This window comes from Reyranella soli (assembly GCF_007992495.1).
Taxonomy (GTDB): domain Bacteria; phylum Pseudomonadota; class Alphaproteobacteria; order Reyranellales; family Reyranellaceae; genus Reyranella; species Reyranella soli.
Genome location: NZ_BKAJ01000226.1, coordinates 1 through 12,964, shown reverse-complemented (window position 1 = coordinate 12,964; position 12,964 = coordinate 1). Strand labels below are relative to the sequence as shown.

The 12,964-nt window shown below is 66.8% G+C and carries 12 protein-coding genes; 9 read left to right on the top strand and 3 right to left on the bottom strand.

Features of this window, described 5'->3' with window-relative positions; all coding sequences use genetic code 11:
* On the bottom strand, positions 1 to 770 hold a 770-nt coding region (locus RSO01_RS43055), incomplete at its 3' end, for an alpha/beta fold hydrolase (protein WP_246159200.1).
* A gap of 61 nt (positions 771 to 831) precedes the next feature.
* Here RSO01_RS43055 and RSO01_RS43050 point away from each other — a divergent pair.
* The 3 genes from RSO01_RS43050 to infC all read left to right on the top strand — a co-directional run bounded on the left by RSO01_RS43050 (position 832) and on the right by infC (position 4,735).
* Positions 832 to 1,962, top strand: a complete 1,131-nt coding sequence (locus tag RSO01_RS43050) for a glycosyltransferase (protein WP_170303798.1) — start codon at positions 832 to 834, stop codon at positions 1,960 to 1,962.
* Between the two features lie 233 nt (positions 1,963 to 2,195).
* Positions 2,196 to 4,139 (top strand): threonine--tRNA ligase, encoded by a 1,944-nt coding sequence (gene thrS, locus RSO01_RS43045; protein WP_147156770.1) that lies wholly within the window; start codon positions 2,196 to 2,198, stop codon positions 4,137 to 4,139.
* 59 nt (positions 4,140 to 4,198) lie between these two features.
* Complete coding sequence (gene infC, locus RSO01_RS43040) at positions 4,199 to 4,735, top strand: translation initiation factor IF-3 (protein WP_092821907.1); 537 nt, start codon at positions 4,199 to 4,201, stop codon at positions 4,733 to 4,735.
* A 14-nt stretch (positions 4,736 to 4,749) separates the two neighbouring features.
* On the opposite strand, the gene RSO01_RS43035 is transcribed toward infC, so the two are convergent.
* Positions 4,750 to 5,583: a hypothetical protein gene (locus RSO01_RS43035; RefSeq protein WP_147156769.1), complete on the bottom strand. Its 834-nt coding sequence runs from the start codon at positions 5,581 to 5,583 to the stop codon at positions 4,750 to 4,752.
* Between the two features lie 53 nt (positions 5,584 to 5,636).
* The gene (locus tag RSO01_RS43030) at positions 5,637 to 6,392 is read right to left on the bottom strand and encodes an SDR family NAD(P)-dependent oxidoreductase (RefSeq protein WP_147156768.1); all 756 of its coding nucleotides are present in this window, start codon (positions 6,390 to 6,392) and stop codon (positions 5,637 to 5,639) included.
* 160 nt (positions 6,393 to 6,552) lie between these two features.
* On the opposite strand from RSO01_RS43030, the gene rpmI reads away from it, so the two are divergent.
* The 6 genes from rpmI (at position 6,553) to RSO01_RS43000 (ending at position 12,898) form a co-directional block, all read left to right on the top strand.
* Positions 6,553 to 6,756 (top strand): 50S ribosomal protein L35, encoded by a 204-nt coding sequence (gene rpmI / locus RSO01_RS43025; protein ID WP_092821911.1) that lies wholly within the window; start codon positions 6,553 to 6,555, stop codon positions 6,754 to 6,756.
* Positions 6,757 to 6,762: 6 nt separating this feature from the next.
* The gene (rplT, locus tag RSO01_RS43020) at positions 6,763 to 7,119 is read left to right on the top strand and encodes a 50S ribosomal protein L20 (protein ID WP_147156767.1); all 357 of its coding nucleotides are present in this window, start codon (positions 6,763 to 6,765) and stop codon (positions 7,117 to 7,119) included.
* 100 nt (positions 7,120 to 7,219) lie between these two features.
* On the top strand, positions 7,220 to 8,320 hold the full coding sequence (gene pheS, locus RSO01_RS43015; RefSeq protein WP_147156766.1) for a phenylalanine--tRNA ligase subunit alpha: 1,101 nt from the start codon (positions 7,220 to 7,222) through the stop codon (positions 8,318 to 8,320).
* Positions 8,317 to 10,716, top strand: a complete 2,400-nt coding sequence (gene pheT, locus RSO01_RS43010; protein ID WP_147156765.1) for a phenylalanine--tRNA ligase subunit beta — start codon at positions 8,317 to 8,319, stop codon at positions 10,714 to 10,716. Before pheS ends, pheT begins: the two co-directional genes overlap by 4 nt.
* Positions 10,717 to 10,788: 72 nt before the next feature.
* On the top strand, positions 10,789 to 12,591 hold the full coding sequence (lepA, locus tag RSO01_RS43005) for a translation elongation factor 4 (protein ID WP_147156764.1): 1,803 nt from the start codon (positions 10,789 to 10,791) through the stop codon (positions 12,589 to 12,591).
* Between the two features lie 10 nt (positions 12,592 to 12,601).
* On the top strand, positions 12,602 to 12,898 hold the full coding sequence (locus RSO01_RS43000) for a DUF1330 domain-containing protein (protein WP_147156763.1): 297 nt from the start codon (positions 12,602 to 12,604) through the stop codon (positions 12,896 to 12,898).
* Positions 12,899 to 12,964 lie beyond the last annotated feature (66 nt).

Sequence of the window (12,964 nt, the reverse complement as noted above, 5' to 3'; positions counted from 1 at the left end):
CATGAGTCATGAGGCGGGCCTGGAGGCCCGCGGTCCGGCAAGAGTTCTTCGACGGTCGCGATGAGTCGCGCGATGTCGGCGGGGGTGCTCAAGCGATGGTCGCCGCCCTTGATCAACGTTGTGATCACCTCGGGCGCTTCCATGTGGTCTGCGATTTGCAGCGAGTATTCCCACGGCACGTCCGGGTCGCTCTGGCCGTGCAGCAGGCGCACCGGACAGGGCAAGGCGAGCTTCTTATCGAGCACGAGATGATTGCGCCCCTCCTCGATCAGTTTCCAGGTGAAGACCGACGGTTCGGGCGAATATTGCGACTGGCGCTCCAGCCGACCGTCGCGCTCCAGACGCTCGCGATCTTCCGGCGACAGGCCTTTCAACAGCATGCGCTCGGTGAAGTCGGGCGCTGCCGCGATCAGCACCAGGCCGGCCAAACGCTCGGGCCGCGCCCGCGCTGCCAGCAATGACAGCCAGCCGCCCATGCTCGATCCGACCAGCACCAGCTTGCCCTCGGTGTGCTGGTCGAGCACGGCAAGCGAATCGTCGAGCCAGCGCCCGATCGTGCCATCCTCGAAGCGGCCCGACGATTGGCCATGGCCGAGATAATCGAAGCGCACGAAGGCGCGGCCGGTTCGCCGCGCCCAATCCTCGAGCGCCATCGCCTTGGTGCCGGTCATGTCGGAACGGAAACCGCCCAGGAAAGCCACAGTCGGCGTGCGACCGGATGTCGTCGCATAGGCAACGGTGTTGCCGTCAGGACGCCGCAGTCTTTGCACTCTATCGTCGCTGGTCATCCCGTGTTACCTGCCACAACAATCAACCCTCCGCCAAGCTGACGTGCCCGCCAACCCGACTCTCCTGCAGATCGTTCCCACCCTCGCCGGCGGCGGCTTGGCGCGCGCCACGCTCGACGCCGCGCAAGCCGTGATCGCTTCCGGCGGCTCGGCCATCGTCGCCTCGCCGGGCGGCGCCATGGTGCCCGATCTGCTCAGGCTGCGCGCCACGCATCTCGAGCTGCCCGAAGGCGGCCATCCGCTGTGGGGCCGCCTGATGCTGCCCGGCAAGCTCGCCTCGAGCCTTCGCGAAGCGCGCGTCTCGCTGATCCAGGCGCGCTCGCCCAACACGGCCTGGGTGGCGCGGGCGCTGGCGCGGCGGCTCGGCATCAAGTGGATCGCGACCCTGCACACGCCCTTCCTCGCCGACGGCATCGCCGAGCGCTTCGTCGAGCGCCGGCAGGCGCGCGCCGACGCGGTGATCGCCGTGTCGGAGCATGTGGCGCGCGATGCGCTGCAACGCTTCCCGACGCTCGACGGTCGCCTGGAGACGATTCCACCCGGCATCAACTTCGACCGCTTCGATCCCACCATCGTGCGCGCCGACCGGGTGATCAAGCTCGCCTCCGAGCTGCGCGTGCCGGACGGCAGCCATCTCATTCTCTGCCCGGCGCGCTTCGACGAGGATCGCGGGCAGAAGATCCTGATCGAGGCGGTGAAGCGCCTAGGTCGCGACGACGTCTTCTGCCTGCTGCTGGGTTCGGTCGGTGCGCCGACGGCGTTCGAGCGCGAACTGGAGCGCGGCATCGTGGCGGCCGATCTGGCCGGCCGCATGCAGATCGGCCCCTATGTCGACGACATGCCGGCGGCCTACATGCTGGCCGACGTCGTGGTCGCGACCGGCGGCGCACGCCAGGGGTTCAGCCGCACCCTGGTCGAGGCGCAGGCGATGGGCCGCCCGGTGGTGGCCGAGGACGGCGGCGGCGCGGTCGAATCGGTGCTGCCCGGGGTCACCGGCTGGCTGGCGCCGGCAGGCGACCCGGCGGCGCTGACCGAGGCCCTGCAGAGCGCGCTGTCGCTCAGCACCGAGCGGCGTGTCGAGGTCGCTCGCGCCGCCCAGGAGCAGGTGCGCAGCCGCTATGGCCTTGCCCAGGCCAACCGCCAATTGCTGCAGCTTTACGAGCGTTTGGGCTGATTCACCGCTGCCGCAGTGCAACCACACGATGCGGCGGGCATTGACTAACGGCCAAGCCGCATCTATCTCCAGGCCCATGGAACGCCGGTTTTTCACCGCTCCAGCTATCACGACCACCGTTCGAACTTGATTCGGCCGGGCGCGCGCACTCGTGCCGCTTCCCGGCCGCTCGCCGCCGACACTTCGCGTCGGCGCATGAGCTGTGTTCGGAATCTTCTTATTCGGTGGTTACCATGATTAATATTTCCTTACCGGACGGTTCGGTCCGATCGTTCGACAAACCGGTGAGCGGCGCCGATATCGCTGCCTCGATCGGCCCCGGCCTCGCCAAGGCGGCGCTGGCCTTGCGCGTCGACGGCAAGATGAAGGACCTCGCCCACGTCGTCGACCGCGACGCCAAGATCGGCATCGTGACGTCGCGCGACCCCGAGGCGCTGGAGTTGCTGCGCCACGACGCGGCGCATGTGCTCGCCCAGGCGGTCCAGGAACTCTATCCCGGCACGCAGATCACGTTCGGCCCGGCGACGGAGGACGGCTTCTACTACGACTTCGTGCGCGAGCAGCCGTTCTCGCCCGAGGACTTCGCCAAGATCGAGCAGCGCATGGCCGAGATCGTCGACCGCGACCTGCCGATCACGCGCGAGATCTGGGACCGCGCCAAGATCAAGGACTACTTCCTGAAGCATGGCGAGAGCTTCAAGGCGCAATGGGCCGACGAACTGCCCAAGGACGAGGAGATCTCGGTCTACAAGCAGGGCGACTGGCTCGACATGTGCCTCGGTCCGCACCTGCCCTCGACGGGCAAGCTCGGCAAGGCGTTCAAGCTGACGAAGGTGTCGGGCGCCTACTGGCGCGGCGATGCCAACAACGCCCAGCTGCAGCGCGTCTATGGCACGGTGTTCTTCTCCGACAAGGACCTGAAGGCCTACCTGCACCGCATCGAGGAAGCCGAGAAGCGTGACCATCGCCGGCTCGGTCCGGAGATGGGCCTCTTCCATCAGCAGGAAGATGCAGCCGGCATGGTCTACTGGCATCCCAAGGGCTGGACGCTGTGGCGCACGCTCGAGAACTACCTGCGTCGCAAGCTCGAGGCTGGCGGCTACGTCGAGGTGAAGACGCCGCAGCTCAACGACCGGCGGCTGTGGGAGAAGTCGGGCCACTGGTCGAATTTTCGCGAGAACATGTATCTCAGCGAAAACGAGGAAGGCCTGAAGGAGTTCGTCGACGACCCGGCGCGGCGCATGTTCGCGCTGAAGCCGATGAACTGCCCGTGCCACATCCAGATCTTCAATCAAGGCCTGCGCAGCTACCGCGAGCTGCCGCTGCGCATGGCCGAGATGGGTTCGTGCCACCGCTTCGAACCGTCGGGCGCGCTGCACGGCATCCTGCGCGTGCGCGCCTTCACGCAGGACGATGCCCACATCTTCTGCGAAGGCAGCCAGATCGAGGCGGAGACGATCCGGTTCTGCCAGCTGCTCGAGTCGATCTACAAGGACCTGGGCTTCCCGGACTACTTCGTGAAGTTCTCCGACCGGCCGCCGACGCGCATCGGCTCGGATGCGATCTGGGACCAGGCCGAGGGCGCGCTCAAGTCGGCGTCCAAGGCGGCCGGCGTCGATCTGATCCTCAACCCCGGCGAGGGCGCTTTCTACGGGCCCAAGCTGGAATTCGTGCTGCGCGACGCGATCGGCCGCGACTGGCAGTGCGGCACGCTGCAGGTCGATTTCATGCTGCCCGAGCGCCTGGGGGCGAGCTACGTCGCCGAGGACGGCAGCCGCAAGGTCCCGGTCATGCTGCACCGCGCCATCTTCGGCAGCTTCGAGCGCATGATTGGCGTTCTCATCGAGCACTATGCCGGCCGGTTCCCGCTGTGGCTGGCGCCGACGCAAGCGGTAGTGGCAACGATCGTCAACGACGCCGACTCCTATGCCCAAGAAGTTGCAGCCAAGCTTCGCGCTGCCGGTATGCGGGTCGACCTCGACCTGCGCAACGAGAAGATCAACTACAAGGTCCGCGAGCATTCGCTGGCCCACGTCCCGCTGATCCTTGCCGTCGGGCGCCGCGACATGGAGGGCAAGACGGTTGCCGTCCGCCGCCTGGGCTCGGAAAAGCAGGAGGTCCTTGAACTCGGGGCCGCCGTCACTAAACTTTCTGAAGAGGCGCGGCCGCCCTTCTAGGGCGGCCGTGTCTCGCATCCCCGCTCCAAACCGGAGCTCTTACGAAGGAGAATGAAGCCATAGCCAGACCTGCCCAACAAAGCGCGCCCACCCGCGAGGGTCCGCGCGTCAACGGCGAAATCAAGGCGCCGCAAGTCCGACTGATCGACGAGAATGGCGATATGGTCGGCGTCGTCAGCACCCGCGAGGCAATCGACATGGCAGAGGAGGCCAGTCTCGACCTGATCGAGATCTCCCCCAATGCGGTCCCGCCGGTCGCCAAGATCTCTGATTACGGCAAGTACAAATACGAAGCGCAAAAGAAGGCGCACGAGGCGCGTAAGCACCAGAAGGTCATCGAGGTCAAAGAGATCAAGATGCGCCCGAACATCGACGACCACGATTACGAAGTGAAGATGCGCGCCATGAAGCGGTTCATCGAGGAAGGCGACAAGGTGAAGGTCACCCTGCGCTTCCGCGGCCGCGAGATGGTCCATTCCGAGCTCGGCCTGCAAGTGTTGAACCGCGTCCGTGGCGAGATGGACCCGCTCACCAAGATCGAATCGATGCCGCGCATGGAAGGCCGGCAGATGATCATGGTTCTGGCTCCGAAGTAGTCGCGCCGAAGTAGTTACTTCGTCGCCTTCGGGGGACGCAGGCGCAGCGTCACGGTTCCGGCGCTGCGCGATTGCTCAGGATCGAACCGTCCATTCGCCGTCGAACCGTCGAGCCAGCGCACGCTGTAGACGGTCTCGCCGGCGAACGACATTGGTTTGCCGGTCTTTCCATACATCCAGTAGTCGCAGCGGATCTGGTCATCCGGGTTGAGCTGCTGCGCCTGGCAGATCTGGTGCAGCACGTAAGGCATGAACCGGGCGCGGCCGTCTTCGGGCGCCGTCGTGTAGTTGAGTGCCAGCGACCGCTGCTGGCTATCACAGCGATGGATCGCACGGACCTGCGCCGCCCCCGGCGTCTTCTGCCTGATCCCGACCAGCTCCACGATCAGCGCATCGACCGCGTGGGAGCGGGCGGCGTCGGTGAAGCCCGCACTCACCAGCATCGCCTCGTAGTGGCCGATCGCTTCGGCCGTCGGCGCCTCGGGATAGCCGGCGCGCGCCAGGTCGCGCTGCCACGAGCGCGTCTCGAGAGCGCGCACGACCATCGCGCCGGTGAGGCCTGCGCGCTCGGCCCAGTCGCCCAGCACGTTCTCTGCCGTCCAGCAGTATTTCAGGAGGTTGTAGCCTTCAGGCTCGACCGGCTTGGCACGCGCGTCGACCACACCCATCACCTGGCCGACCACCGTCTTCACCAGGACGTACTGCGCCGCCGGATTGTCGCGCACTTTCTCGGAGCTCGACGAAACAGCAGCCGACTGGTTCGAGGAAGAATTGGCCGGCGCCTCCGACTGTGCCCCGACCGGGGCGGCGCCCAGAACCGTGATAAGGGCAATTGCTGCAGTCCTCATGGCCGGTCGTCGCCTCCATGCGATGTAACGCCTGGAAGCCGCGTTCGTTCCAGCTATGCCATGTACGACCCGCCGTTGACGTGCAGCACCTGCCCGGTGATGGCGTCGGCTTCGTCTGACGCGAGGAACACCGCGCTGCGTGCGATCTGGTCGGGCGCTAAAAGCTTGCCGCCGAGCGGGATGGTCGCCTTGGCCATCTCGACCAGCTCGGCGTCGGTGTTGCCGTAGCGCGGCTGGGCGGTGTCGGTCGTGCCGGGCGCGATGGCATTGACCCGGATGTTGTGCGGCGCGAGCTCGAGCGCCATCGCCCGGGTCATCGACACCACGCCGCCCTTGCTCGCGCTGTAGTGCACGCCGCGCACCGCACCGCGCATGGCCTGCGAGGAGAGGTTGATGATCGAGCCGCCCTTGCCGGCCGCGATCAGCACCTTGGCGACTGCGACCGCGGCGAAGCAGCCGGCCTTCAGGTTGATGTCGAGCACGTAATCCCAGTCGCTCTCGCGCATCTCGAGGAACTTTACGCGCGGATAGACGCCGGCGTTGTTGACCAGGATGTCGGGCACGCCGAGCGCGCCCACGGTCTCGGCCACCATGGCCTCGATGTCGGCGAGTTTCGCGACATCAGCCTTGATGAGATGGGCGCGCCGGCCGGCCTGCCGGACGTAATTCGCGACCGCCCGCGCACCGCGCTCGTCGTCGAGCCAGGTGAGCGCCACGTCGGCCCCCTCCCCGGCCAGCGCCCGGCCGATCGCCGCCCCGATGCCCTGCTGCGCGCCGGTCACCAGCGCCACCTTGCCTGCCAGTCTCATGCTAAATCCTCTGTTCCACCGCCGAATGTGCCATTTCCGGGCCAGATCGGCCGCGCTTGCGTGGCCTTCCTGCCGCCGCTATAAGCCCCGTTCTTCGGCGGCCTGGCCGTATAGGGCATTGCCTCGGCCGCCTAGTGTAACCCTTTGAAAAGGAACGAAAATGCCCAAGATGAAGACCAAGAGCGGGGCCAAGAAGCGTTTTCGCTTCACGGCATCCGGCAAAGTGAAGCATGGCGTCGTCGGCAAACGCCACGGCATGACCAAGCGGGGCAACCGTTTCCTGCGCCAGCAGACCGGCATGACCCTGGTGTCCGAGCCCGACACGCGCATCATCAAGCGCAACTTCTTCCCGTACGAGAGGTAGTCCACCATGGCACGCGTAAAGCGGGGCGTGGCTGCACACGCTCGTCACAAGAAGGTCCTGAAGCTCGCCAAGGGCTATCGCGGCCGCGCCAAGCTGGCGTTCCGCGTCGGCATCGAGAAGGTCGAGAAGGGCCTGCAATACGCCTATCGCGACCGGCGCAACAAGAAGCGCACGTTCCGGGGCCTCTGGATCCAGCGCATCAACGCCGCGACCCGCGAGCATGGCATGACCTACTCGCAGTTCATGAACGGCATCCTGAAGGCCGGGATCGAGGTCGACCGCAAGGTCATGGCCGATCTGGCGGTGCGGGAGCCGGCGGCGTTTAAGGCCCTGGTGGAACAGGCCCAGGCCGCCCTCAAGTAATGTCTGCGCACCCACCGGGGTGCTCGGATAAGGATCGCAAAGAGGGAGCCTGGACCGCAGGCTCCCTTTTTTCGTGTCGGGTTCGGAAGTGAGTGAAGCAATGGACGACCTTTCGACGATTCGCAGCGAGGCGCTGGGCGCCGTGAGCCAGGCGGCCGATCTTGCCGCCCTCGATGCCGCGCGCGTGGCCGCGCTGGGCAAGAAGGGCAGCATCACCGGCCTGATGAAGACCCTGGGCGGCATGGCCCCCGACCAGCGTCGCGAGTTCGGTGCGCGCGTGAATCAGCTCAAGGGCGAGATCGAGGCGGCCCTCGAGGCCCGCAAGAGCGACCTCAGCGCGTCGGCGCTGGCGGCCAAGCTCGGCAATGAGAAGATCGACATCAGCCTGCCGGCCCGTCCGGAGGCGCAGGGCACCTTGCATCCGATCGGCCAGGTGATGGACGAGCTCGCCGCTATCTTTGGCGAGATGGGCTTCACCTGGGCTGAGGGTCCCGACATCGAGGACGACTGGCACAACTTCACCGCCCTCAACATCCCGCCCGACCATCCGGCGCGGCAGATGCAGGACACCTTCTATCTGCCATCGCGTCCCGACGGCACGCCCATGGTGCTGCGCACCCACACGTCGCCGGTGCAGGCGCGCACCATGCTCGACAAGGGCGTGCAGAAGATGCTGGCCGACGGCGGGTCGCTGCGCATCATCGTGCCCGGCCGCACCTTCCGCATCGACAACGATGCCACGCACACGCCGATGTTCCACCAGGTCGAAGGCCTGGTGATCGACCGCACGACGCACATGGGCCATCTGAAGGGCTGCCTGGTCGATTTCTGCCGCGCCTTCTTCGAGATCGATGACCTGCCGCTGCGCTTCCGCCCCTCCTACTTCCCGTTCACCGAGCCGTCGGCCGAGGTCGATATCGGCTGCTCGTGGAAAGGCGGCGAGCTCAAGATTGGCGCCGGCGATTCGTGGCTGGAGATCCTGGGCTCGGGCATGGTCCATCCCAACGTGATCGCCAATTGCGGGCTCGATCCCGCGGTCTACCAGGGCTTCGCCTTCGGCATGGGCATCGATCGCATCGCCATGTTGAAGTACGGCATCCCTGACCTGCGCGACTTCTTCGAGTCCGACCTGCGCTGGCTGCGCCACTACGGCTTCTCGGCGCTGGAATGGCCATCGCTGACCGGAGGGCTGGGACGATGAAGTTCACGCTTTCCTGGCTGAAGGAGCATCTCGACACGACCGCGTCGCTCGGCGAGATCCGCGACGGGCTGACCATGCTCGGGCTCGAGGTCGAAGGTATCACCGATCCGGCCGAGGCCCTGAAGGGCTTCGTCGTCGGCTACGTCGTCGAGGCCGTGCAGCATCCCAACGCCGACCGGCTGCGCGTCTGCAAGGTCGATACCGGCTCCGGCGTCGTCCAGGTCGTGTGCGGCGCGCCCAACGCGCGCACCGGCATGAAGGGCATCTTCGCGCCGTCCGGCAGCTACATCCCCGGCACCGACCTGCATCTCAAGGCGAGCAAGATCCGCGGCCAGGACAGCAACGGCATGCTCTGCTCGTTCCGCGAATTGCAGCTCGGCGAGGACCATAGCGGCATCATCGACCTGCCGGCCGAGGCCACGACCGGCGCGCCGGCGGCCGAGGCGCTCGGCCTCGACGATCCGGTGATCGAGATCAAGGTGACGCCCAATCGCGCCGATTGCCTCGGCGTGCACGGCATCGCCCGCGATCTCGCGGCGGCGGGGCTCGGCACCTTGAAGCCGATGAAGGCGGACAAGATCGCCGGCACCTACCAAAGCCCGATCAAGTGGACGCACGGCTACGAGGCCGTGCCCGACAGCCCCTGCCCCATCGTCGTCGGCCGCCACTTCCGCGGCATCAAGAACGGCCCCTCGCCGGACTGGCTGCAGCGCCGGCTGAAGGCGATCGGTCTCAGGCCAATCTCGGCGCTGGTCGACATCACCAACCTGGTGACCTTCGACCTCAACCGGCCGCTGCATGTGTTCGATGCCAAGAAGCTCGCCGGCGACCTGGTGATGCGCCAGGCGCGCGAGGGCGAGCAGACGCTGGCGCTCGACGGCAAGACCTACACCCTCGATCCGTCGATCGCCGTCATCGCCGACGCCAAGGGCGTGCACGGCATCGGCGGCATCATGGGCGGCGAGGATACCGGGGTCGCTGAGGACACCACCGAGGTGTTCCTCGAAGTGGCTTACTTCGATCCCATCCGCACCGCCGCGTCGGGCCGCAAGCTCGGCATCTTCTCGGATGCGCGCTATCGCTTCGAACGCGGCATCGATCCGCAATCGGTCTGGTGGGGCGCCGAAGTGGCGGCGCGCCTGATCCTGGAGCTGTGCGGCGGCGAGACGAGCGAGATCGTCTCGAGCGGCGTGATGCCCCACTGGCAGCGCAGCTTCACCTTGCGCCCCGATCGCGTGAAGACACTGACGGCAATCGACGTGCCGGCCGCCGAGACCGCGGCGATCCTGGGCAAGCTGGGCTTCGTCGTCGAAGGCAATGGCCCGTGGACGGCGGCCGTGCCGTCGTGGCGGCCGGATATTGTCGGCGAAGCCGACCTGGTCGAGGAAGTGACGCGCGTCTGGGGTTTCGACAACATCCCGACGACCTCGCTGCCGCGCCTGTCGCCGACCTCGAAGCCGGTGCGCGATCCCATGCAGCGCCGCGTGCCGCTGGCGCGCCGGGCGCTGGCCACGCGCGGCCTGAACGAGGCCGTGACCTGGTCGTTCCTGCCGCTGAAGCAGGCCGAGCGCTTCGGCGGCGGTCAGGCCGACCTTCGGCTGCTGAACTCGATCGCGGCCGAGCTCGACACCATGCGTCCTTCGATCCTGCCCAACCTCCTGGACGCCGCCCGGCGCAACGAGGCGCGCGGGCTGGCCGACCCGGCGCTGTTCGAGGTCGGGCCGCAGTACAAGGACGCGACGCCGACCGGCCAGCGCGTTGTGGCGGCCGGCATCCGGCACAACATGGCGGTGCCGCGCAACTGGGCCGGTCCTGCCCGCACCGTCGATGCCTACGACGCCAAGGCCGATGCGCTCGCCGTGCTGGTAGCCATCGGCGCGCCGGTCGACAATCTCTCGTCCCAGTCGGGCGCACCCGACTGGTACCATCCCGGCCGTTCGGGCGTGCTGAAGCTCGGCGATCGCGTGATGGCGCAGTTCGGCGAGCTGCATCCCGAGCTGTCGGCCGGCGCCGACCTCAAGGGGCCGGTCGTGGCCTTCGAGGTGTTCCTCGATGCACCGCCGCTGCCCAAGGCCAAGGCGACCAAGGCCCGGCCCAAGCTGGTGCTGTCGGCCTTCCAGCCGCTGGAGCGCGACTTCGCCTTCATCGTCGACAGCGACGTCGATGCCGACAAGCTGGTGCGCGCCGCGCGCAATGCCGACAAGGCGCTGGTGACGGCGGCCCGCGTGTTCGACGTCTACACGGGCAAGGGCGTGCCGCCCGGCAAGAAGTCGATCGCGCTCACGGTCACCCTGCAGCCGGTCGAGCGCACGCTCACCGACGCGGAGATTGAGGCGGCGAGTGCCAAGATCGTGTCACAAGTCGCCAAGGCTACCGGTGCTACACTGCGTGGTTAGGAATCATCGGAGCGCGGGCCTGCGGCCCGCTTCATGAGCGGGCCGGGGGCCCGCGCTCCAAAAGAGTATGAAATGACCGACCTGTCGTTGATCCGTAACTTCTCGATCATCGCCCATATCGACCACGGCAAGAGCACGCTGGCCGATCGGCTGCTGGTGCGCTGTGGCGCGGTGAGCGAGCGTGAGTTCCACGACCAGATGCTCGATTCCATGGACATCGAGCGCGAGCGCGGCATCACCATCAAGGCGCAGACGGTGCGGCTCGACTACACCGCGCTAGACGGCAAGACCTACGTGCTGAACCTCATGGACACGCCGGGCCATGTAGACTTCGCCTACGAGGTCAGCCGGTCGCTGGCGGCCTGCGAGGGCTCGCTGCTGGTCGTCGATGCCAGCCAGGGTGTGGAGGCGCAGACCCTGGCCAACGCTTATCACGCGATCGACGCCAACCACGAAATCATCCCGGTCCTGAACAAGATCGACCTGCCCTCGGCCGAGCCTGAGCGGGTCTGCCAGGAGATCGAGGACGTGATCGGCATCGACACATCCGAGGCGGTCAAGGTGTCGGCCAAGACCGGCCTCGGCATCGACGATCTCCTGGAGGCGATGGTGAAGCGCCTGCCGCCGCCCAAGGGCGACCGCGACGCGCCGCTCAAGGCCCTGCTGGTCGACAGCTGGTACGACCCGTACCTCGGCGTCGTGACGCTGGTGCGGGTGAAGGACGGCGTGCTGAGGAAGGGCATGCGCATCCGCATGATGGCGGCGGCGGCCTCGTACGATCTCGACAAGGTGGGCGTCTTCACGCCCAAGCCCAAGGACGTGGCCGAGCTGGGGCCGGGCGAGGTCGGCTTCATCATCGCCGGCATCAAGACCATCGCCGACTGCAAGGTCGGCGACACCATCACCGACGACCGTAAGCCCGCGACCGAGATGCTGGCGGGCTTCAAGCCCTCGGTGCCGGTGGTGTTCTGCGGCCTGTTCCCGGCCGACGCCGCCGAGTTCGAACAGCTGCGCGAATCGCTGTCCAAGCTCAGGCTGAACGACTCCTCGTTCCACTTCGAGCCCGAATCGAGCGCCGCCCTGGGCTTCGGCTTCCGCTGCGGCTTCCTGGGCCTCCTGCATCTCGAGATCGTGCAGGAGCGGCTGGAGCGCGAGTTCGACCTCGACCTCGTCACCACCGCGCCGTCCGTCGTCTACAAGCTCCGGATGACCGACGGCACCGAGCGCGAGCTGCACAATCCGGCCGACTATCCCGATCCCATGCACATCGAGAGCATGCAGGAGCCGTGGATCAAGGCCACGATCATGACGCCGGACGAGCATCTCGGTTCGGTGCTGACGCTCTGCCAGGAGCGCCGCGGCCAGCAGATCGAGCTCACCTATGCCGGATCGCGCGCCATGGCGGTCTACCGCTTGCCGCTGAACGAGGTGGTGTTCGACTTCTACGACCGGCTGAAGTCGGTGACGCGCGGCTATGCCAGCTTCGACTACGAGATGGTGGGCTACGAGGAAGGCGAGCTGGTGAAGCTCACCATCATGGTGAATGGCGAGCCGGTCGACGCGCTCTCGATCATCACCCACAAGAACCAGGCCGAGAGCCGCGGCCGCGCGCTCTGCGAGCGGCTGAAGGACCTGATCCCCCGCCAGCTCTTCAAGATCGCCATCCAGGCGGCGATCGGCGGACGCATCATCGCCCGCGAGACGATCAGCGCCCTGCGCAAGGACGTGCTGGCCAAGTGCTACGGCGGCGACATCAGCCGCAAGAAGAAGCTCCTAGAGAAGCAGAAGAAGGGCAAGAAGCGCATGCGCCAGGTCGGCGACGTGGAGATCCCGCAGTCGGCCTTCATCGCCGCGCTCAAGATGGACAGCCGCTAGAGGCGCCGCGATGGCCGCCTATCTCATCTCGGACGTGACGGTGAAGGACGCCAAGGCGTTCGAGACTTATCGGACGCGCGCAGCGGCCTCGATCGCGCAGTACGGCGGCCGCTACCTCGTCCGCGGTGGATCGATCGAGGCGCTGGAGGGAAGCTGGGCGCCGCGCACGATCATCGTGGTCGAGTTCGCCGACCTCGAACGGGCGCGCGCCTGGTACCGATCGGCCGAGTACGCCTCGGCGCTGGCGGTCCGTGACGAGGCGCTCGACCGCAACCTCATTCTTGTCGACGGCATCAGCGCGGCTTGAGCCCGATTCCGCGGCCTCAGCGCTGATTTCCGCATTTCCCGCATTTCGCGCTACCCCCCTCTCGGC